The sequence below is a fragment of the Chromobacterium vaccinii genome, from assembly GCF_001855275.1.
In the GTDB taxonomy this organism is placed as follows: domain Bacteria; phylum Pseudomonadota; class Gammaproteobacteria; order Burkholderiales; family Chromobacteriaceae; genus Chromobacterium; species Chromobacterium vaccinii.
Genome location: NZ_CP017707.1, coordinates 4,002,780 through 4,023,358, shown reverse-complemented (window position 1 = coordinate 4,023,358; position 20,579 = coordinate 4,002,780). Strand labels below are relative to the sequence as shown.

The following is a 20,579-nucleotide window of genomic DNA, read 5'->3' as shown; positions in this document are numbered from 1 at the left end:
AATCGAAATAAACGGACGGAATCCGATCGTCAAGACGGCCCGCCTCCCGATACCATGCAAACACAGGCGGCTGTCCCCTCTCCGGGCCAGGCCGCCCCTCCGTCCCACCGCAATGGAGCCGCGCCATGTCTTTCATCGACGATCACGACCACTCCGCCTGCCAGCGCCCGCTCGACCGCGTCCGGCCCTTCGACGCCGCCGCCTTCGAAAAAGCGGTGGCCGACATGCTGACCGCCAGCGGCATCGCCATCGACCCCATCCACACCGGCAAGACCGCCCAGCGCGTGCGCGAGCTGTGGCAGAAGCGCCTGCTGGACGGCTACGACACCGTCCCCGCCGAGGCGCTGGGCAGCGGCTTCGCCGACGACCGCCGCGACATGGTGGTGATACGCAGCCTGGCGGTCCACGGCATGTGCCCGCACCACTTGCTGCCCTTCCGCGGCGTCGCCCACGTCGCCTATCTGCCCGGCGGCCGGCTGCACGGCTTCGGCCGCATCGCGCGGATGGTGGACGCCATCAGCCATCGCTACACCTATCAGGAATGGATCACCCACGAGATTTCGCGCACTCTGGTCGAGCATGGCGGGGCGCGCGGCGCCGCCTGCCTGATCGAGGCCGAGCAGCTGTGCCTGCTGATGGGGGAAAACCGCCGCGGCGACGAGCGGGTGATCACCCAGTGCTACGCCGGCGATTTCGAAACCGACGCCAACGCCCGCAACGAATTCCTGCGCGCGATCGAGCGCTGAACGGCGGGCGTGAAAAAGGCCGCTGCCCGGAGGGGGAGCGGCCTTGATGTCTTTGGCGCCTAATCCAGCAAGCCGCCGGATTCGGACTTCGGCGAGCGCCTGAGCAGGCCGTCCACCACGGTTTGAGGATCATGCCCCTGATACAGCAGGCCGCACACCGCGGCGGTGATCGGCATGTCCACCTGCAGCCGCTCGGCCATGGTCAGCACCTCGCGCGCGGTGGCGACGCCCTCGGCCACGTGGCCCAGTTCGTCCAGCACCTGCTGCAGCGGCTTGCCTTCGGCCAGTTTCAGGCCCACCTGGCGGTTGCGCGACAGCGAGCCGGTGCAGGTGAGGATCAAGTCGCCCATGCCGGACAGGCCCATCATGGTCTGCGAGCTGGCGCCCAGCGCCATCGCGAGCCGGGTGATCTCTGCCAGCCCGCGGGTGATCAGCGCCGCGCGCGCGTTCAAGCCGAAATTCAGCCCGTCGGCGACGCCGGTGGCGATCGCCATCACGTTCTTCACCGCTCCGCCCACCTCGACGCCGACAAGGTCGTCGTTGGCGTACAGTCGCAGCAGCGGGCTGTGCAGCTCGCGCGCGACGCTGGCGGCGAACTCGGCGTGGTCGGAGGCGATGGCCGCCGCCGCCGGCAGGCCCTGCGCCACTTCGCGAGCGAAGCTGGGGCCGGACAACGCGCCATACAGGTGGCCGGCCGGCAGTTCCTCCTCCGCCACCTGGTGCGGCAGCAGGCTGGAGCCGGCCTCGAAGCCCTTGCACGCCCACAGGATGGGCGGCGGCGGCGCCTCCAGCGCCACCAGAGACTTCAGCGTGGGCCGCAGCCCCGCCATCGGCGTGACGATAAGCGCCAGCTCCGCGTCGCGCGTAGCGGCCGCGAGGTCCGACGACAGCGTCAACGGCTCCGGAAACGGGCAGTCGGGCAGGTAACGCTGGTTTACCCGCTCCGCGTCCATCCGCCGGATCTGTTCAGCGTCGCGCGCCCACAAGGTCACCTGGTGGTGACGGGCAAAAGCTATCGCCAGCGCGCTGCCCCATGCGCCGGCGCCGAGAATCGCCAGTTTCATCCGCGGTCCTTACAAACCCCAGAGATCGGTAATACGAGCATAGCCGACGCTGCCGTCGCGGTGGCGCACTTTGGCCCAGCCGTTCTGCGGGGCCTCCTGCAGCTCCAGCACGCCGTCCTTGGGCACCGTGAACAGCAGCTTGCCGTCCTCCGCGCCCCGGTCGCGCACGCCGGCCTGGGCCGACACCACCAGCAACCAGCGCTGCTTGGACAGCGCCGCGGCCGGAATCCAGGCGATGCCGCCGGTGGCGTCGCGCACGCGCGACCACTCCTTCTGGCTCTGCAGCACCTCGACCGGATAATAGCGGCTGACCGCGAACAGCTTTTTCGCGCTCAGCGAAGGCGCCTCGTACAGCGCGACGCCGGTTTCCTTGACCGAACGGAATTCCAGGGCATGGACGGACGGGGCCGCCAACGCGGACGCCAGCAACAGCGGCAGAAGGAGACGCTTCATGGCTGGCCTCAGGCGTTGCCGGCTTCGGCTTGCTGAGCGCGCTGCTGCATGTACAGCGCTTCGAAGTTGATCGGGGCCAGCAGCACCGGCGGGAAGCCGGCGCGGTTCACCACGCTGGACACGGTCTCTCGGGCGTACGGGAACAGGATGTTCGGGCAGGCGACGCCGAGGATCGGATCCAGGTCTTCGCCCGGGATGTTGCGGATCTGGAAGATGCCGGCCTGGGCCACTTCGCACAGGAACATGTTCTTTTCCGGCAGCTTGGCGGTCACGGTGACGGTCAGGGTCACTTCGAAATAGCCGTCGTCCAGCTGTTGGCCGGCGCTGGCCAGCTGCATGTCGATTTCCGGCTGAGCCTGTTCAAGGAACACCTGCGGCGCGTTCGGCACCTCCAGCGAGATGTCCTTCACGTAGATTTTTTCGATGGAAAACGCCGGTTGCAGCTCTTGTTGTTCGCTCATGTTCTTTCTCGCAAAAACCGTCTCATGACGGCAGAATTTTATGGGTACATCGGCGGGCATCATCGCACGAAAGCCGCGCGGCGGCCAATCGCGGCAAAGCCCCGCCGCTCAGTCCGCCAGCAGCGGGTCCAGCTTGCCGGAATGATTCAGCGCCACCAGCTCGTCGCAGCCGCCGACATGGGTCTCGCCGATGAAGATCTGCGGCACGGTGCGGCGGCCGGTCAGCGCCATCATCTTGTCGCGCGCGTCCGGATCGAGGTCGATGCGGATCTCGGTGATGCCGCTGACGCCCTTGCTGGCCAAGAGTTGCTTGGCGCGCACGCAGTAGGGGCAGACCGCGGTGGTGTACATGGTTACCGGTTTCATGGTTCTCGCCTGAAAATTCGATCGCCGACGATTATAGCCGGGTTCGCGGCTCAGCGCCTTGCGCTGGATCGCATCGTTTCGGTATTGAAGCCGCGCGCCAGATCGGCCACCACCGCGTCCAGCGCCTTGCCGGACTCCATCGCCCGCGGGCCGTTGACGATGGCGACGATGGCCAGCCGCCTGCCGTCGGCCGCCTGCCAGTAGCCGGCCAGCGCCTTGACGTCGTTCAGCGTGCCGGTCTTCATCCGCAGCCGCGGCCCCAGATCGGCGAAGCGCTTCTTCAGCGTGCCGTCGGTGGCGGCGATCGGCAGGCTGGCGATGAATTCGCCGGCGTACGGGCCGCGCGCGGCGTCCAGCAGCACCTCGCCCAGCAAGCGGGCGGTCACCCGCTCGCGCCGCGACAGGCCGGAGCCGTTCTCCAGCCGCAGCGCGCCGATGTCGGCGATGCCGCGATGGCTCAGCTCCTCGCGCAGCGCGCGTTCGGCCGCCGCCGCGGTGTCTTCGCCGCCGGCCTCGCGCCCCAGCGTCAGGAACAGCGTGCGCGCCATGGTGTTGTTGCTGTACTTGTTGATGTCGGACAGCGCCACCGCCAGAGGTTGCGACTGCCAGGAAGCCAGCTCGCGCGCGCCGTCCGGCGCCCTGCCGCGCGCCACCCGCAGCGGACCGCTGCCGCCCAGCGCCGCCCACAGCGCGGCGAAATCCTGGCCGGCGAACGCGTCGTGGCCCAGCACGTTGACGTAGGCGCGCTGCCCGTCGCAGGCCGGCGGCAGGCTGCCGGCGACGCTCACGCGGCGGCCGTCGTTCTCGATGGAAACGAAGCGGCGCACATCGGCGCAGGCCTCATCCGGCCCCGGCTTCAGCGATGCGCTGAGCTCTACGCCGGCCAGCGGCGGGTCCAGCGCGACGCGCGCGCCCTGCCCGTCGTTGAAGAAGGTCAGCCAAGCCACTTTCAGGTTGGTCAGATGGGTGTCGGGGCCGACGACGAAGGCGCGGCCGGCGTCGCCGTCGAAATCCTCGGCGCCGCCGATATTGCCGAAGGCGCGCTTGTCCAGCAGCAGCTGCCCGTCCAGCTGGCGGATGCCCCGCAGTCTCAGGCTGTACAGCAGGCTCAGCAGATCGCCGTTGTCGAAGCGCGGATCGCCGCCGCCCAGCCAGTACAGGTCGCCCTTCAGCGCGTCGCCCTCCACCGGCGCGGCCGACAGCAGCGCCGTCTTCCAGCGGTAGTCCGGCCCCAGCCGGTTCAGCGCCGCCCAGCCGGTCAGCAGCTTCATGGTCGAGGCCGGGTTGACCGGCTCGTCGGCCCGGTGGCTGGCCAGCGGCTCGCCGCCCTCCACCGGCGCCGCCCATACCGCGATCTCGTCCGGTTTCAGGCCATGCAGATCCAGCGCCAGCGCCGGCGCGCAGGCCAGCGCCAACAAGGCCGGCAACTTCGCGATTGCCATATCGTTTCCTCTCATAATTCCTGCGGATCCACGTCCAGCGACCAGCGCAGCGCGCGGCCGTGGGCTTTGGCCAGGCCATCCAGCAACGGCGGCAATTGATGCAGCAGCCGATGCAGCGCGCCGCGCTGCGGCGACTCCAGCACCAGCTGAGCGCGCTCGCGCTGCGCCAGCCTGGCCATCAGCGCCGGCGCCGGCCCGGAAATCAGCACGCCCTCCGCCAGCGGCTCCAGCGCCTCGCGCGCCTGGCGCAGGAAGGCGGTGGCCTGGGCCAGCGCCGGGCTGTCGGCGCGCAGCAGCGCCTGGAAGGTGGACGGCGGGAAGCCGGCCTGGCGGCGCTCGTTCAGCAATGTGGCCGCGTAGCCGTCGAAATCGTGGGCCACCAGCGCCTGGTACAGCGGATGATCCGGCCACTGCGTCTGCACCAGCACTTCGCCTGGCGCGTCGGCGCGGCCGGCGCGGCCGGCCACCTGCATCAGCTGGGCGAACAGGCGCTCGGACGCGCGGAAATCCGCCGAGTACAGACCGCCGTCCGCGCCCAGCGCCGCCACCAGCGACAAGGTGCCGAAATCATGGCCCTTGGCCAGCATCTGGGTCCCGACCAGGATGTCCACCTCGCCGCCGTGCACCTTGCGGTAGACCTCGTCCCAGGCATCCTTGCGGCTGGTGGTGTCGCGGTCTATCCGCAGCACCCTCGCCTCCGGCAGCATGCGCTGCAGCGCCGACTCCAGCCGCTGCGTGCCCTCGCCCAGCGGCTTGATGTCCGGATCGCCGCAGTCCGGGCAGGCGCGCGGCACCGGTTCCTCCCAGCCGCAGTGGTGGCAGCGCAGCTTGCGCTCCATCAGGTGCACCACCAATTTGGCCGAGCAATGCGGGCAGCCGCTGGTCCAGCCGCAGGCGGTGCAGGCGACCACCGGCGCGAAGCCGCGGCGGTTGATGAACACCAGGCTCATCTCCTTGCGCGAGAGCCTGGTCTTCAGCGCGTCCAGCACCGCTTCGGACAGGCCCTCGACCAGCTTCTTGCGGCGGGTGTCCACCAGCCGCACGTCGGGCAGCCTGGCCGCGCCGTGGGCGCGCCGGGTCAGCGCCAGCTTCTTGTAGCGGCCGGCCTCGACATTGGCCACCGTCTCCAGGCTGGGCGTGGCCGATCCCAGCAGGATGGCGATGCCGGCGCGGCGCGCGCGCCACACCGCCAGGTCGCGGGCGTGGTAGCGCAGGCCGTCCTGCTGCTTGAACGAGCCGTCGTGCTCTTCGTCGACCACGATCAGGCCCAGCCGCGGCAGCGGCGTGAACACCGACAGCCGGGTGCCGATCACCACGTCGGCGTCGCCGTGCCAGGCGTTTAGCCAACCGTGCATGCGCTCGCCGTCGGCCAGGTGGCTGTGCTGCACCACGATGCGGCTGCCGGGGAAGCGATCGGCGAAGCGATTGATCAGTTGCGGCGTCAGATTGATTTCCGGCACCAGCACCAGCGTCTGCCGCCGCGCCGCCAGCTGCTCGGCGATCAGGCGCAGATAGACCTCGGTCTTGCCGCTGCCGGTGACGCCATGCAGCAGCCAGGGCTGGAAGCCCTCGCTCGCCGACAGCGCGTCCAGCGCCGCCTGCTGTTCGCCGTTCAGCGCCGGCGCGTCGCCCAGCCGCAGCGGCGGCGGCTCCTGCGTCGCGCGTCCGGCCTTGCCTTCGGCCACCCAGTCGGCCAGCAGCTTGCCGGCCTGAGGCGTCACAGCCTTGGCGGCGGCCAGGTCCAGCGGGCCATCCTGCAGCGCCTGCCACAAGGCCAGCCGCGCGCGCTGCCGCGCCGGCGGCGCCTCTCCCAGGCCGGCGTCGGTCAGGACGAACGGCCTGCGGTCAGGCTTGGTGACGTCGCGCGGCTCGCGCAAGCCGGTGGGCAGCGCGGTGAACAGCGTCTGGCCCAAAGGATGGTGGTAATAATCGGACGCGAAGCGCGCCAGCGCGAGAAATTCTTCCGGCAGCGGCGGCAGGCCATCCAACACGCCGTCGATGCTCCGCAATCTGGCGGCGTCGAGCTCGGGCACACCCTCCCCCGGTATCGGCGTGACCACCACGCCACACACCCGGCGATTGCCGAAGGATACGCTGACTCGGGCGCCTGGCATGACAGGCGATTCAGTCAGGTAGCTGAACGTTCCCGCCAGCGGCACATCCACCGCGACCTGAATCCGGACCGGCCCGTTCATGATTGCCCCCCGCTAGATGCAAACCCTGCTGCGACAAGGCTTTGCATCCGCTGTGCACAGATCTTGTGGATAACTTTGTGAACAACCATGGTGATATCGGGCAAAAAGCCGTGAAATCAGTGTTTCCACTAGATTGCACAAAAATTAATCAAACGTAAAATCTCTTTTATTTCAACAACTTACGAATATTAATTTTTTTTACCCGCCGCGCTTGACAAGGTTTGACCCAGGGTCTAGGCAGTGTGCATAACTCGAAGAACACCAGCCGCGTCCGCTGTCAACCCGCATCTTCCCGTAGCCAGGCAGCAATATTGTCAACGAGTGAATTTATGCAACAGGAACGATGGCAAGCGGCTGAATACCCCCGGCTTCGGCCACGCGGCCTCTCCTGGGAAAATTAATAAATTCTTAAAAAAACAGCGTCTTTTAATCAGCTTCGCTCAAAGCGGCAGTCACAACGCACCGACATGGGGCGGCGCGTTTTCCGCCCGCCCCGTTTCGGCGCGTCAGGCCGCGCCGTGATAGCCGCGCGACAGCCGATGCACCGCGTCCACCAGCGCGCCGGCGTGGGCAGGATCGGCGAATTGCGAGATGCCGTGGCCCAGATTGAACACGTGGCCGCTGCCCTGGCCATAGCTGGCCAGGATGCGCGCCACTTCGCGCTCGATGGCCGCCGGCTCGGCGAACAGCGCGTTGGGGTCGAAGTTGCCTTGCAGCGCCACCTTGGCGCCGACGCGCGCGCGCGCCTGGCCGATGTCGGTGGTCCAGTCCAGGCCCACGCAATCGGCGCCGATGGCGGCGATGTCTTCCAGCCACTGGCCGCCGCCCTTGGTGAACACGATCACCGGCACCTTGCGGCCGTCGGCCTCGCGCTTGAGGCCGGCGACGATGCGCTGCATGTAAGCGAGGGAGAATTCGCGATAGGCGGCATGGCTGAGCGCGCCGCCCCAGGTGTCGAAAATCTGCACCGCCTGCGCGCCGGCGTCGATTTGGGCGTTCAGGTAGGCGATCACCGACTGGGTGTTCGCCTCCAGAATGTGGTGCAGCAGTTCCGGGCGGCTGTACAGCATCGCCTTGACGTGGCGGAAGTCGTCGGAGCCGCCGCCCTCCACCATGTAGCAGGCCAGCGTGAACGGGCTGCCGGAGAAGCCGATCAGCGGCACGCGGCCGTCCAGCGCCTTGCGGATGCTGGCCACCGCGTCGAACACATACCGCAGCTTGCCCATGTCGGCCGGCGCCAGCGCGCGGATGGCCGCCTCGTCGCGCAGCGGGCGCTGGAACTTCGGCCCCTCGCCTTCGGCGAAATACAGGCCCAGGCCCATCGCGTCCGGCACGGTCAGGATGTCGGAGAACAGGATGGCCGCGTCCAGCGGAAAACGGTCCAGCGGCTGCAGCGTCACCTCGGTGGCGTAGTCGGGGCTGGTGCACAGGCCCATGAAACTGCCGGCGCGGGCGCGGGTGGCGCGGTATTCCGGCAGGTAGCGGCCGGCCTGGCGCATCATCCAGATAGGAGTGTATTCGACCGGCTCCTTCAGCAGGGCCCGCAGGAAGGTATCGTTTTTCAGCTGGGTCATGGCATCACGCGGCTATGGAAATCAGCGGGCATTATATCCCAGCCGACCCTGCCGCCGGCGCGGACAAATGAAAACGGCCGGAAAACCAGGCCGTCCTCTCATCCTTCCAAGCGCGGTCAGGACAATATCTGCCTCAGCACATAGGGCAGGATGCCGCCGTGACGGTAGTAATCGACCTCCACCGGCGTGTCGATGCGCAGCGTCAGCGCCAGGCGCCGCTCCATGCCGCCCGGTCCGCGGATCACCAGCGTCGCCTCCTGCCGCGGCTTCAACTCGCCGTCCAGCCCCTCCAGATCGAAGGTTTCGTCGCCGGAGAGTCCGGCGGCGCTGTCGTCGCCCTGGAACTGCAAGGGCAGCACGCCCATGCCCACCAGGTTGGAGCGGTGTATCCGCTCGAAGCTCCTGGCGATCACCGCGCGCACGCCCAGGAGCCGCGTGCCCTTGGCCGCCCAGTCGCGGCTGGAGCCGGTGCCGTATTCCTCGCCGGCGAAGATCACGGTAGGCGTGCCCTCGGCTTGGTAGGCCATCGCCGCGTCGTAGATCGACAAGCGCTCGCCGCCCGGCTGGCGCAGCGTCAGCCCGCCCTCCACCGGCCGGCCGTCCACGTCCGGCGGCAGCATCAGGTTGCGGATGCGGACATTGGCGAAGGTGCCGCGCATCATCACCTCATGATGGCCGCGGCGCGAGCCGTAGCTGTTGAAATCGACCGGTTTGATGCCCCGTTCCTGCAGATAAAGCCCCGCCGGCGACGACGGCTTGATGGATCCCGCCGGGCTGATGTGGTCGGTGGTGACCGAGTCGCCGAAGATGGCCAGCGCCCGCGCGCCGCGCACCGGCTTGGGCGCGGCCGGCGCCATCGCGAAATCGGCGAAGAACGGCGGCCCGGCGATATAGCTGGACGGTTCCCAGCCATAGATCTCGCCGGCGGCCGCCGCGATGCCGGCCCACAACGGGTTGGCGTCGGCCAGATCGCGGTACAGCCGGCGGTAGGTTTCCGGATCGGCGGTCTGCGCCAGCGCCGCGCCCACCTCGTCCTGACTGGGCCAGACATCGCGCAGGAACACCGGCTGGCCATCCGCGCCCTCGCCCAGCGGCTCGCGCTCCAGGTCGATGTCCACGCGGCCGGCGATGGCGAAGGCCACCACCAGCGGCGGGCTCATCAGAAAGTTGGCCTTGATCGCCGGATGGATGCGCGCCTCGAAATTGCGGTTGCCGGACAGCACCGACGCGCAGATCAGGTCCTTACCCATGATCTCCGACTCCAGCGCCGGCTCCAGCGGGCCGGAGTTGCCGATACAGGTGGTGCAGCCGTAGGCCACCACGCGGAAGCCCAGTTGCTCCAGCGGCGGCAACAGGCCGGCCTTGGACAGGTAGTCGGTGACCACCCGCGAACCCGGCGCCAGCGAGGTCTTGATGCGCGGCGCCACCTTCAGCCCGCGCGCGGCCGCCTTCTGCGCCAGAAGGCCCGCGGCCAGCATCACGCCGGGGTTGGAGGTGTTGGTGCAAGAGGTGATCGCCGCGATCAGCACCGAACCATGCTTCAGGCCTTCGGCGGCCGCGCCGCCCGGCGTCTTGCCGTAGCCGCCGGCGGAGGCCGGCTTCTGCAGCAATTCGCCGAAGCGCGGCTTCAGCTCCGTCAAAGCGATGCGGTCCTGCGGCCGGCGCGGGCCGGCGACGCTGGGCACGATGGACGCCAGGTCCAGCGTCAGCGTTTCGCTGTAATCGATGTCGCCTTCCTCCGGCATGCCGAACAACCGCTGCGCCAGGAAGTAGCGGCGGAAGGCGTCCACCTCCTCGGCGCTGCGGCCGGTGGCGGCCAGGTAGTCGGCGGCGCGCTCGTCCGGCGGGAAGAAGCCCATGGTCGCGCCGTACTCCGGCGCCATATTGGCCAGCGTCGCGCGGTCCGGCAGCGTCAGCGACGCCGCGCCCGCGCCGAAGAACTCGACGAACTTGCCCACCACATGGGCCTTCCGCAGCAGTTCGGTCACCGCCAGCACCAGGTCGGTGGCGGTGACGCCGGCGGCGAGCCGGCCCTTCAGGTTCACGCCCACCACGTCCGGCGTCAGGAAATACACCGGCTGGCCCAGCATGCCGGCCTCGGCCTCGATGCCGCCCACGCCCCAGCCCACCACGCCCAGCGCGTTGATCATCGTGGTGTGGGAGTCGGTGCCAACCAGCGAGTCCGGGTGGTAGACGTCGCCGTCGCGCAGCACGCCGCGCGCCAGGTATTCCAGGTTCACCTGGTGGACGATGCCGATGCCCGGCGGCACCACCTTGAAGGTGTCGAAAGCCTGCATGCCCCATTTGATGAAGCGGTAGCGCTCGGCGTTGCGCTGGAACTCCAGCTTCATGTTCAGATCCAGCGCGCCCGCCTCTCGAAAATGGTCGACCTGCACCGAGTGGTCCACCACCAGATCCACCGGCACCAGCGGCTCCACCGCCGACGGCGGCTTGCCGAAGCGGGCTGCGACGCCGCGCATCGCAGCCAGGTCGCACAACAATGGCACGCCGGTGAAGTCCTGCAGCACGATGCGGGCGACGACGAAGGGAATCTCCTCGCTGCGCTCGGCCCTGGGCTGCCAGCCGGCCAGTTGCCGCACATGCGCTTCGGTAATACGCTGTCCATCCAGCTTGCGCAGCAGCGACTCCAGCACGATGCGCAGCGACACCGGCAGCCGGCCGACATCGCCGATGCCGAGCTCGGCCAGCGCCGGCAACGAATGGAAGCTGACGCTGTGGCCGGACGCCAATTGGAAATCTCGCAGACTATCTTGGGCAAGCAGGGACATGGTGCACTCCGGTGAGCGCCGGCCACGCAGGCCGGCGGGGCCGCGAAGGGCGGACCAAAACGCATCCGCCGCCAGGGTCTGACATCTTGCATCAGGATAGATTAGGACCGGCTCCGCCGGCGCAAGTTCGACCAGGAAAGGATGATGGCATGACGAAAGCCGTACGCAGCGAGACCGACAGCTTCGGTCCGATCGACGTTCCCGCCGACGCGCTGTGGGGCGCGCAAACCCAGCGCTCGCTCGCGCATTTCCATATCTCCAGCGAGAAGATGCCGCCGGAACTGATCCAGGCGCTGGCCCGGGTCAAGCGCGCCTGCGCCGAGGCCAACCGCGAGCTGGGCAAGCTCGACGACGCCAAGGCCGCCGCCATCGTCGGCGCCGCCGACGAGGTGCTGGCCGGCCGCCACGACGGCGAATTTCCGCTGTCGGTGTGGCAGACCGGCTCCGGCACCCAGAGCAATATGAATATGAACGAGGTGCTGGCCAACCGCGCGTCGGAGCTCTTGGGCGGCAAGCGCGGCCCCGACCGGCTGGTCCATCCCAACGACGACGTCAACCGCGGCCAGTCGTCCAACGACATCTTCCCTACCGCGATGCACGTCGCCGCCGCGACCCAGTTGGCCGAGCGGCTGCTGCCGTCGCTGGGCCTGCTGCGGCGCGCGCTGGAGGCCAAGGCCAAGGACTTCGCCGACATCGTCAAGATCGGCCGCACCCATCTGCAGGACGCCACGCCGCTAACGCTGGGCCAAGAGATGTCCGGCTGGGAGGCACAACTGACGCTGGCCGAGCAGGCGGTCCACGCGGCGCAGCCGATGCTGTGCCAGCTGGCGGTCGGCGGCACCGCGGTCGGCACCGGCCTCAACACCGATCCGCGCTTCGGCGGCGCGGTGGCGGCCCGGTTGGCCGAGCAATCCGGCCTGCCGTTCCAGAGCGCCGACAACAAGTTCGCCGCGCTGGCCGGCCACGAGCCGCTCGTGTTCGCCCACGGCGCGCTGAAAACGCTGGCCGCCGCGCTGATGAAGATCGCCAACGACATCCGCTGGCTGGGCTCCGGCCCGCGCAGCGGCCTGGGCGAGCTGACGCTGCCGGAAAACGAGCCGGGCAGCTCCATCATGCCCGGCAAGGTCAACCCGACCCAGTGCGAGGCGATGACCATGCTGTGCTGCCAGGTGCTGGGCAACGACGCGGCGCTGGCGATAGGCGCGGCGTCCGGCAACTTCGAGCTCAATGTGTTCAAGCCGCTGATCGCGCACAATTTCCTGCAAAGCGCGCGGCTGCTGGCCGACGGCATGGACAGCCTGCGCGAGCACTGCGTGGACGGCATGGAGGCCAACCGCGAACGCATCGCCGAGCTGATGGAACGCTCGCTGATGCTGGTCACCGCGCTGAATCCGCACATCGGCTACGACAAGGCGGCCGCCATCGCCAAGCACGCCCACCGCCACGGCACCACGCTGCGCGAGGCCGCGCTGGCGCTGGGCCATCTGAGCGCCGAGCAGTTCGACGCCTGGGTCAGGCCTGAAGACATGGTGTGACGCCGGCCTGGAGAACGCTCAGGGGTGGAACCACAGCTCGCGCCGCGCCAGCGGCGTGGCTTCCGGCAACAGCGGATTGGGCAATTCGATGATGGCGCGGCCGGACAGCTTGAGCTCGCGCAGATGGTCGCCGTTGAACGCCTTGAACAGTTGATCGAAGCTGCCGTCGCGCACGCCTTTCTCCAGCCCTTGCTGCAGCATGCGGGCCAATTCCGGCCGCTGCGGCGAAACGAAGAAATAAAAGGCGGTCGGGTAGTGCAGCAATAGATACGGGTCGAGCATCAGCCCCTTGCTGTTGGGCGATTCCAGCTCCTGCCGCACCTCGATCACGCTGCGCGGGAAGTAGTCGTAGCGATGCTGGCGCAGCATGGAAAACAAATTGGGATAGTCCGGGCTGGTCAGCACCGGCAGGCCGGCATGCTGCAGGATCTGGGTATCCGGCCAGTCTTGCCCCTGTCCGGCGCGGAAGGCCGCCAGCTGCGGCAAGGTCTTGACGCTCTTGAACAGTTGCGGCCGGTCGGCGTTGATCAGCGGCACCCGCCATCCTATCAGGCCCTTGTCCAGCGGAATGCGCACCGTCAGCAGCTTGCGCTCGCGCTCGCGGCTGGTCATGCCCCAGAACAGGTCCACGCGGCTGTCCGGACGCTGCATCTGCTCCATCGCCCGGCCCTGGTTCATGTCGCGCGCGGCCAGCAGCGCGCAGCGCTGCCCCATCTCGCTGCAGGCCAGCTGCAGCAAGGCCTGGATATACGGCCAATGCGGATCGTTGTCGCCGGACACCAGCGCGTAAGTGATGGACACGCCTTCCGCCCGCGCGCACAAGCAGCACAGGCACAGCATCCCTATCCGCAGCAATTTCGCCATGTCTCGCCTTTACGGAAGCGCTAAGGCCATTATGGCAACGGTTTACAGCCAGCCCAAGCCTCCGGCCGCGCCGCCCAGCAACAGCAGCCACACCGGGTTCCAGTTCCGCTTCCACGCCAGCAGCGCCACCGCGGCGCTCAAGATCCAGCCGCCCGAGTCGCGGTTGGCCGCCTGCAGCAGCAGGCAGGCGCTGGCGCCCACCAGCCCCACCGTCAGCGGCAGCAGCGCGCGCGACAGCAGCCCGGCCAGTTCGCCGCCCTGGTTGGCCGTCCACCAGCGGGAAACGTAGAAGCTCAACAGCGACGACGGCAAACACATGCCCAGCATGCTGACCAGCGCGCCGGCGACGCCGGCCACATGCCAGCCCACCAGGCTGACCACCAGCACATTGGGGCCCGGCGCGGCCTGGGCGATGGCGAACAGCTCGGCGAACTGGCCGGCGCTCATCCAGCCCTCGGCCACCACCAGCCGCTGCAGCTCCGGCAACAGCACATTGGCGCCGCCCACCGCCAGCAGCGACATCAGGCAGAAATGCCACAGCAGCACCAGCAGGATCATGTCGCCGCCCTCCCCTTGGCCAACCAGGCCAGCGCCAACGCCAGCGGCGCCGAAGCCAGCAGCACCCACAGCAGTGGCAGGCGGAACACCGCGATGGCGGCGAAGGTGGCGGCCACCACCAGCGCGCTCCACAGGCGCCGCTCCAGCCTGGACAGCAGGCGCAGCGCCATCGCCAGCAGCAGGCCGGCCGCCGCCGCGGCCAGGCCGTGCATCACGTGCTCCACCAGCGGCAGCTGGCGATAGCGGCCATAGGCGGAGGCCAGCAACAGCACGATGACCATCGGCGCCAGCAAGAGGCCGCACACCGCCGCCAACGCGCCGGACGGCCCGTGGAAGCGCGCGCCTATCGACACCGCCATATTGACGATATTGGGACCGGGCAGCACCTGGCACAGGCCCAGCTGTTCGGCGAAGTCGGCCTCCGACAGCCAGCGCCGCTTCAGCACCAGCATGCTGTGCGCTTGCGGCAGCACGCCGCCGAAACCGCTGACGCCGATGGAGAAGAAGCCGGCGAACAATTCGCGCCGGCGCGGAAGAATCAGATCGCTATGCATGCCTTGACACTACTCGCCGCCGAAAGACTATACAAACGAGAAATTCTGACAGGGGCGGTCACCTGTCCTCACAGTTCGCCCAGCCGCTCGACAATGAAATCGATGAAAACCCGCAGCTTGGGCAGCGGCTGGCGGTCGGCCGGGTAGATCAGATGCATGGGCTTGGGATCGGGCAGATAGCCGTCCAGCAAGGACACCAGCCGCTCCGCCGCCACATCGTCGGCCAGCAGCGTTTCCGCCTGCAAGACGATGCCGGCGCCGGCCAGCGCCATCTGGCGCAAGGCCTGGCCCTGATTGCACTGGAAGCGGCTGGAAGGGATTTGCGCGGCGTGCAGCCGGGCCAGCGCGTCCCAGCCGTCGTCGCGCCGCCAGCGGCTGAAGCCCAGGCAATCATGCTCCGCCAGTTGCTCCGGCGTCTCCGGCCTGCCGCGCCGCGCCAGATACACCGGCGACGCGGCGATCATCATCCGGTACGGCTTAAGTCGGCGCGCCACCAGGCCGGAATCGGCCAGATGGCCAATGCGGAACACCGCGTCGTAGCCTTCTGCCACCAGATCCACCAGTTGATCGCTCAGTTCCAGCTCCACCCCGATCTCCGGATAGCGCGCCATGAACTCCGCCAGCAAGGGCGCCAGCCTCAACGTGCCGAAGGTCACCGAGGCATTGACGCGCAGCACGCCGCGCGGCTGTTCCCTGAGCAAGGCGGCAGCGTCATCGGCAGCGGCCAGATCGGCCAGGATGGCGCGGCAGCGCTGATAATAGTGCTGGCCCAGCTCGGTCAGCTGCTGGCGACGCGTGGTGCGCACCAGCAGCTTGCCGCCCAGCCGTTTTTCCAACGCGGCAATATGCTTGCCGACCATGGGCTGGGACAACCGATGGGCGTCGGCCGCCGCGGTAAAGCTGCCCTTGTCCACCACCGCGACGAATAATTCCATGCTCAGCAGGCGATCCACCGATTAAAAACTCCAGGTTATCAATCCTGTTCATCATAGCGGATTAATCAATCCAGGGAATCCGCGCACACTGCAGACATCGCAACCAGCAATGGAGAACCCCGATGAAAATCCTGCTCGTAGGCGCCAGCGGCACGCTGGGCCGCGCCGTGCACCAGGCCTTGTCCCACCACCAGATCATCACCGCCGGCCGCAGCAGCGGCGAGCTGCGCGTCGACATCACCGACAGCGCCAGCGTGCAGCGGATGTTCGAACAGGCCGGCCGGCTGGACGCCATCGTCAGCGCCGCCGGCAACGTGCACTTCGCCCCGCTGGCCGAGATGAGCGCCGCCGACTTCCGCATCGGCCTGAACGACAAGCTGCTGGGCCAGATCGACCTGGCGCTGACCGGCCAGCACTATCTGAACGACGGCGGCTCGATCACGCTGACCAGCGGCGTCATCAGCGCCCAGCCCATCCGCCAGGGCGCCAACGCCACCGCGGTCAACCGCGCGCTGGAAGGCTTCGCCGCCGCCGCCGCGCTGGAGCTGGGCCGCGACCGCCGCATCAACGTGGTCAGCCCCAACGCGCTGCAGGAATCATGGGACGGCTACGCGCCCTACTTTCCGGGCTTCGAGCCGGTGCCGGCCGCGCGCGCCGCGCTGGCCTACGTTCGCAGCGTGGAAGGCATCGCCAACGGCCAGACGCTGACGGTGTGGTAAGCCGCGCCATGACTGAGGAGAAACCGCATATGAAAATACTGCTAGTCGGCGCGAACGGAACCATAGGACGCGCGGTGCGACAAGCGCTGTCCCGCCATCAAGTCCTGGCCGCCGGCCGCGACAGCGGAGAGCTGCGCGTCGACATGAGCCAGCCTGACAGCATACGGGCGCTATTCGAACGCACAGGCAATGTCGACGCCATCGTCAGCGCCGCCGGGCTGCTGCATCTGGGGCCGCTGACAGAGATGACGCCCGAGCAATTCCGCATCGGCCTGGACAGCAAATTGATGGGCCAGGTGAACCTGGCCCTGATAGGGCAGCGCTTTCTCAATGCGGGCGGCTCCATCACCTTGACCAGCGGCATGGGCAATGAAATTCCGCTGCGCCACGGCAGCAACGCCTGCGCCGTCAACGCCGCGATAGAGGGCTTCGCCCGCGGCGCGGCTGTGGAGCTGGCGGCCGGGCTGCGCATCAACGCGGTTTGCCCAAGCGTGTTGCAGGAATCATGGGAGCCGTTGCAAAGCTACTTCCCGGGTTTCGAACCGGTGCCGGCAGCCCGGGTCGCCCGCGCCTATCAACGCAGTGTAGAGGGGGTGGAGACCGGCCAGGTTTTCAAAGTCTGGTAAATCGCCAACCGCAAAGGAGAAAACGCATGTATCTGCTCAACATTAGCTATATCCGCAAACCCGCCGAAGTGGAAACGCATATCCCAAGCCACGGAGAATGGGTAAAACGCCACCTGGCTTCGGGCAACATCCTGTTCGCAGGCCCCAAGCAAAGCGGCTTGGGCGGCGTCATCCTGGCGCGGTCCATGCCCAAGGCGGCGCTACTTGCGATACTGGAGGAGGATTCATACCTCCAGCACGACGTCGCCGAGTATCAGATCATCGACTTCGACATCAAGGCGGCTCGAGAAGAACTGCAAACGCTGCTCGCCTGAAACAGCATCCCGGCCAGCTGCCGAGACTACGTCCTTTCAACACGGACGCCTTTCCAAATGCAAGAGCGGAAACGGCCCTCCGGCGCCATCCCGCGCCGAGCGGCCGCGCACCTCGAAACCCATGCGCCGATAGAAGGCCAGCGCCTCGGGGTTATACTCGTTGACATCCACCTTGCATGCCGACAGCGCGTCGACCGCATGCTCCAGCAAGGCCCGCCCCCATCCGCGGCCGCGGCAGGCGGGGGCGATGAACAGCATTTCCAGCCTGCCGTCCATGGCCCCGGCGAAACCCGCGACTTCGCCCTCCTCGTTTCTGGCCACGCGAAGGACTAGGTCCGATGGATGCCGCCGCCTCGAAAGCAGCCATCACTTCGGAACGGATTTCGGCGATATCATCCTCGCCGAGAGAATGATGGGTGGCGCGCGCCGAGCGCTCCCACAACCGGAGCATGCCGGGATGATCGGCAGGCGCGGGCGCGTCAATAGTGATGGACATCTGAATGCCTCTTCCTCAAGAACAAGCGGCCTCCCGGCGGCGGTAACCTCATCGAGGCGGCGAAGCGCGCATCCTGGCCAGCCTATACTGCATCAGCCGCCAAGCACGGGATGCCGCGATGAAACCTAAACTGTGGAGCGGGCTGGCGCTGCTGCTGTGCCTGCCCCTTCTCCATGCCGAGCCGATACCGGCGTACAGCCAGGCGATAGAGCCCTGGGGCGACGCCGCCAGCGGCGACGGGCTGACGCCGCGCTTCCTGCGCTGGCTGGCCGAACAAGGCGGCCTGCGGCTGAAGCAGGACACCCGGCCGCTGCCGCGGCTGGTGGAGGATATGAAAGCCGGCCGCGACGCGCTGGCGCTGATCACCGCCTCACCCGAGCGCGACGCCTTCGGGCTGGAGCTGTGCCGCCCCGCCGACATCCGCCTGTCCGTGGTCTACCGCCTCGGCGCGCGCGAGCTGCGGGCCGCCGACCTGAAACTACGCCCGGTCGGCATTCTGCGCGGCACCCATACGCTGGATGCCTTCATCGCCCAAAGCGGCGCGGAGCCGGTGCTGGTCAGCGACATGCGCCAGGGCCTGGGCATGCTGCGCATCGGCCGGCTGGACGCGATGATGTGCGTGCGCCCGGGCTGCGGCCGCGTGCTGCGCGAGATTTCCACGCCCGCCGACCGATGGGCGGAGCTGGCGATCAGCCGCGAGCCGATGGCGGTGTACGTGTCGCGCGCCCATCCGCTGTCGAAGGACGCGGCCGCGCTGGCGCGGCTGAAAGCGGCCTGCCAGTCTCCCGAGGGCCGCGCCAGGATGGCGACGCTGCTGGCCCAGTACGACTGACGATGAAAAACCCGGTCGGTCTTCTCAGGCGAACGGGGTTCGGAAACATCCGGGCCGTGCCGGATCAGATGTCGGCTTCCACCTCGTTGCCCTTGGCTTCCATCCAGCCGCGGCGGCTGGAGGCCTCGCCCTTGCCCATCAGCATCACGAACATGTCCAGCGTCTGCTGCAGCATGCCGGGGCGCACCTGCACCTTGACCAGGCGGCGGGTGTCCGGATTCATCGTAGTATCTTTCAGCTGCTCCGGATTCATCTCGCCCAGGCCCTTGAAGCGGGAGATGGTCCAGACATTCTCGCGCACGCCCTCGCTGCGCAGGCGGTCCAGAATGGCGGTCATCTCGCCCTCATCCAGCGCATAGAGTTTACGCGGCGGCCGGGTCTTGCCCTGGCCGGGCACGTCGACGCGGAACAGCGGCGGCTGGGCGATGTAGATGTTGCCGTTTTCCACCAGGCGCGGGAAATGGCGGAAGAACAGCGTCAGCAACAGCACCTGGATGTGGGAGCCGTCGACGTCGGCGTCGGACAGGATGGCGATCTTGCCGTAGCGCTGGCCCGACAGATCGGGCGCGTCGTTGGGACCGTGCGGGTCCACGCCTATCGCCACCGAGATGTCATGGATTTCGGCATTGGAGAACAATTGGTCGCGGTCGGTCTCCCAGCTGTTCAGCACCTTGCCGCGCAGCGGCAGGATGGCCTGGTATTCCTTGTCGCGCGCCAGCTTGGCCGAACCGCCGGCGGAGTCTCCCTCCACCAGGAACAGCTCGTTGCGCTCGATGTCCTCGCTCTCGCAGTCGGTGAGCTTGCCAGGCAGCACCGCCACGCCGGAACCTTTCTTCTTCTCCACCTTCTTGACCGATTTGAGGCGGCTCTGCGCCTGGCGGATGGCCAGCTCGGCGATCTTCTTGCCGGCTTCCACGTGCTGGTTCAGCCATAGCTCGACCGGATCGCGCGCCAAGCCGGAAATCAGCTTCAGCGCGTCGCGGCTGGTCAGCTTGTCCTTGGTCTGGCCCTGGAACTGCGGGTCCAGCACGCGGGCGGACAGCACGAAGCGCACGCGGCTCCATACGTCCTCGGCCATCAGCTTGACGCCGCGCGGCAGCAGGTTGTGGTGGTCGATGAAGCTCTTCACCGCATCGTAGACGCCGGCGCGCAGGCCGGCCTCGTGGGTGCCGCCCACCGGCGTCGGGATCAGGTTGACGTAGCTTTCGCCGCTGGCGCCGTCCTCGAACCAGGCCATCGCCCATTGCGCGCCCTCGCCCTTGGCGAACTGCTCATGGTCGTCGCCGATATAGGCTTCGCCGGCGAACAGCGGCGCCACCGGCTCGTCGCCGTTGCACAGTTCGGCCAGATAGCTCTTCAGGCCCTCCGGATACTGCCACGCCTTCACTTCGTCGCCGCTGGGCTTTTCCACGGTCAGCGTCACCGCCACGCCGGGCAGCAGCACCGCCTTGGCCCGCAGCAGCCGCTCCAGCTCCTGCATCGAATAGCGCGGGCTCTCGAAATACTTGCCGTCCGGCCATACCCGCACCCGGGTGCCGCTGGTGCGCGGACCGCAATCGGCGACGCGGGCCAGGGGCTCGATCACGTCGCCGCCCGAGAACACCAGGCGGTGCACGCCGCCCTCGCGCCTCACCTCGACTTCCAGCCGGGTGGACAGCGCGTTGGTCACCGACACGCCGACGCCGTGCAGGCCGCCGGAAAAGGCGTAAGCGCCGCCGTCCTTCTTGTTGAATTTGCCTCCGGCGTGCAAACGGGTGAATACCAGCTCCACCACCGGCACGCCTTCCTGCGGATGCAGGCCCACCGGAATGCCGCGGCCGTCGTCCTCCACGCTGAGCGAGCCATCCTGATGGACGGTGACCGCGATCTTGCGCGCGAAACCACCCAAGGCCTCGTCGGCGGCATTGTCTATCACTTCCTGGCAGATATGGGTGGGGTCGGTGGTGCGGGTGTACATGCCGGGCCGCTCTTTCACCGGCTCCAGCCCCTTCAGCACCCGTACCGAGGATTCGTCGTATTGTTGTTGAGTCATGTTCTGGTCTTGCCCTGTCGGCGC

The 20,579-nt window shown here is 67.9% G+C and carries 20 protein-coding genes; 6 read left to right on the top strand and 14 right to left on the bottom strand.

All coding sequences use genetic code 11. The features are described from left to right. Window positions 1–125: 125 nt before the first annotated feature. The gene (gene folE / locus BKX93_RS18740; protein ID WP_046157544.1) at window positions 126–746 is read left to right on the top strand and encodes a GTP cyclohydrolase I FolE; all 621 of its coding nucleotides are present in this window, start codon (window positions 126–128) and stop codon (window positions 744–746) included. Between the two features lie 59 nt (window positions 747–805). Here the strand turns inward: folE and BKX93_RS18735 are convergent, their stop codons facing one another. The 8 genes from BKX93_RS18735 to acnA all read right to left on the bottom strand — a co-directional run bounded on the left by BKX93_RS18735 (window position 806) and on the right by acnA (window position 11,090). Then, window positions 806–1,810 (bottom strand): NAD(P)H-dependent glycerol-3-phosphate dehydrogenase, encoded by a 1,005-nt coding sequence (locus tag BKX93_RS18735; protein ID WP_070980849.1) that lies wholly within the window; start codon window positions 1,808–1,810, stop codon window positions 806–808. Window positions 1,811–1,819: 9 nt separating this feature from the next. Further along, on the bottom strand, window positions 1,820–2,263 hold the full coding sequence (locus BKX93_RS18730) for an SH3 domain-containing protein (protein ID WP_046157542.1): 444 nt from the start codon (window positions 2,261–2,263) through the stop codon (window positions 1,820–1,822). 8 nt (window positions 2,264–2,271) lie between these two features. Next, a complete protein-coding gene (secB, locus tag BKX93_RS18725) occupies window positions 2,272–2,724 on the bottom strand; it encodes a protein-export chaperone SecB (protein ID WP_021478518.1) in 453 nt (150 codons plus the stop codon). Window positions 2,725–2,832: 108 nt separating this feature from the next. Then, window positions 2,833–3,090, bottom strand: a complete 258-nt coding sequence (grxC, locus tag BKX93_RS18720) for a glutaredoxin 3 (protein WP_031296824.1) — start codon at window positions 3,088–3,090, stop codon at window positions 2,833–2,835. Between the two features lie 50 nt (window positions 3,091–3,140). Then, window positions 3,141–4,532: a D-alanyl-D-alanine carboxypeptidase/D-alanyl-D-alanine endopeptidase gene (gene dacB, locus BKX93_RS18715; RefSeq protein ID WP_070980848.1), complete on the bottom strand. Its 1,392-nt coding sequence runs from the start codon at window positions 4,530–4,532 to the stop codon at window positions 3,141–3,143. Window positions 4,533–4,543: 11 nt separating this feature from the next. After that, the gene (locus tag BKX93_RS18710) at window positions 4,544–6,727 is read right to left on the bottom strand and encodes a primosomal protein N' (RefSeq protein ID WP_046157540.1); all 2,184 of its coding nucleotides are present in this window, start codon (window positions 6,725–6,727) and stop codon (window positions 4,544–4,546) included. A gap of 506 nt (window positions 6,728–7,233) precedes the next feature. Further along, window positions 7,234–8,301 carry a uroporphyrinogen decarboxylase gene (gene hemE / locus BKX93_RS18705; protein WP_046157539.1) on the bottom strand — a complete coding sequence of 356 codons (1,068 nt, stop codon included), beginning with the start codon at window positions 8,299–8,301 and terminating at the stop codon, window positions 7,234–7,236. A gap of 116 nt (window positions 8,302–8,417) precedes the next feature. Continuing rightward, a complete protein-coding gene (acnA, locus tag BKX93_RS18700; protein WP_070980846.1) occupies window positions 8,418–11,090 on the bottom strand; it encodes an aconitate hydratase AcnA in 2,673 nt (890 codons plus the stop codon). Window positions 11,091–11,239: 149 nt separating this feature from the next. On the opposite strand from acnA, the gene fumC reads away from it, so the two are divergent. Then, a complete protein-coding gene (fumC, locus tag BKX93_RS18695) occupies window positions 11,240–12,625 on the top strand; it encodes a class II fumarate hydratase (RefSeq protein ID WP_070980844.1) in 1,386 nt (461 codons plus the stop codon). Between the two features lie 18 nt (window positions 12,626–12,643). On the opposite strand, the gene BKX93_RS18690 is transcribed toward fumC, so the two are convergent. The 4 genes from BKX93_RS18690 to BKX93_RS18675 all read right to left on the bottom strand — a co-directional run bounded on the left by BKX93_RS18690 (window position 12,644) and on the right by BKX93_RS18675 (window position 15,554). Then, complete coding sequence (locus BKX93_RS18690; protein WP_046157536.1) at window positions 12,644–13,489, bottom strand: type 2 periplasmic-binding domain-containing protein; 846 nt, start codon at window positions 13,487–13,489, stop codon at window positions 12,644–12,646. A gap of 42 nt (window positions 13,490–13,531) precedes the next feature. Next, entirely contained in the window at window positions 13,532–14,047 is a 516-nt protein-coding gene (locus tag BKX93_RS18685; RefSeq protein ID WP_046166852.1) for a chromate transporter, read from the bottom strand. Next, a complete protein-coding gene (locus BKX93_RS18680) occupies window positions 14,044–14,601 on the bottom strand; it encodes a chromate transporter (RefSeq protein WP_070980843.1) in 558 nt (185 codons plus the stop codon). Before BKX93_RS18680 ends, BKX93_RS18685 begins: the two co-directional genes overlap by 4 nt. 68 nt (window positions 14,602–14,669) lie before the next feature. Then, window positions 14,670–15,554: a LysR family transcriptional regulator gene (locus BKX93_RS18675; protein ID WP_070980841.1), complete on the bottom strand. Its 885-nt coding sequence runs from the start codon at window positions 15,552–15,554 to the stop codon at window positions 14,670–14,672. Between the two features lie 104 nt (window positions 15,555–15,658). Here BKX93_RS18675 and BKX93_RS18670 point away from each other — a divergent pair, with 104 nt between their 5' ends. Genes BKX93_RS18670 through BKX93_RS18660 form a run of 3 tightly spaced genes read left to right on the top strand, consistent with a single transcriptional unit; the run spans window position 15,659 to window position 17,195 of the window. Next, window positions 15,659–16,255 (top strand): short chain dehydrogenase, encoded by a 597-nt coding sequence (locus BKX93_RS18670; RefSeq protein ID WP_046157532.1) that lies wholly within the window; start codon window positions 15,659–15,661, stop codon window positions 16,253–16,255. Between the two features lie 29 nt (window positions 16,256–16,284). After that, the gene (locus BKX93_RS18665) at window positions 16,285–16,881 is read left to right on the top strand and encodes a short chain dehydrogenase (RefSeq protein WP_046166850.1); all 597 of its coding nucleotides are present in this window, start codon (window positions 16,285–16,287) and stop codon (window positions 16,879–16,881) included. Between the two features lie 26 nt (window positions 16,882–16,907). Continuing rightward, on the top strand, window positions 16,908–17,195 hold the full coding sequence (locus BKX93_RS18660; protein WP_046157530.1) for a YciI family protein: 288 nt from the start codon (window positions 16,908–16,910) through the stop codon (window positions 17,193–17,195). Between the two features lie 36 nt (window positions 17,196–17,231). Here the strand turns inward: BKX93_RS18660 and BKX93_RS25595 are convergent, their stop codons facing one another. Then, window positions 17,232–17,516: a GNAT family N-acetyltransferase gene (locus BKX93_RS25595; protein ID WP_222103265.1), complete on the bottom strand. Its 285-nt coding sequence runs from the start codon at window positions 17,514–17,516 to the stop codon at window positions 17,232–17,234. Window positions 17,517–17,809: 293 nt separating this feature from the next. Between BKX93_RS25595 and BKX93_RS18650 the strand changes: the two genes are divergently transcribed. Next, window positions 17,810–18,523, top strand: a complete 714-nt coding sequence (locus BKX93_RS18650; protein WP_046157529.1) for a type 2 periplasmic-binding domain-containing protein — start codon at window positions 17,810–17,812, stop codon at window positions 18,521–18,523. Window positions 18,524–18,587: 64 nt separating this feature from the next. Here BKX93_RS18650 and parE read toward each other — a convergent pair whose 3' ends face one another. Next, window positions 18,588–20,555, bottom strand: a complete 1,968-nt coding sequence (gene parE, locus BKX93_RS18645) for a DNA topoisomerase IV subunit B (RefSeq protein ID WP_046157528.1) — start codon at window positions 20,553–20,555, stop codon at window positions 18,588–18,590. Between the last annotated feature and the right edge of the window lie 24 nt (window positions 20,556–20,579).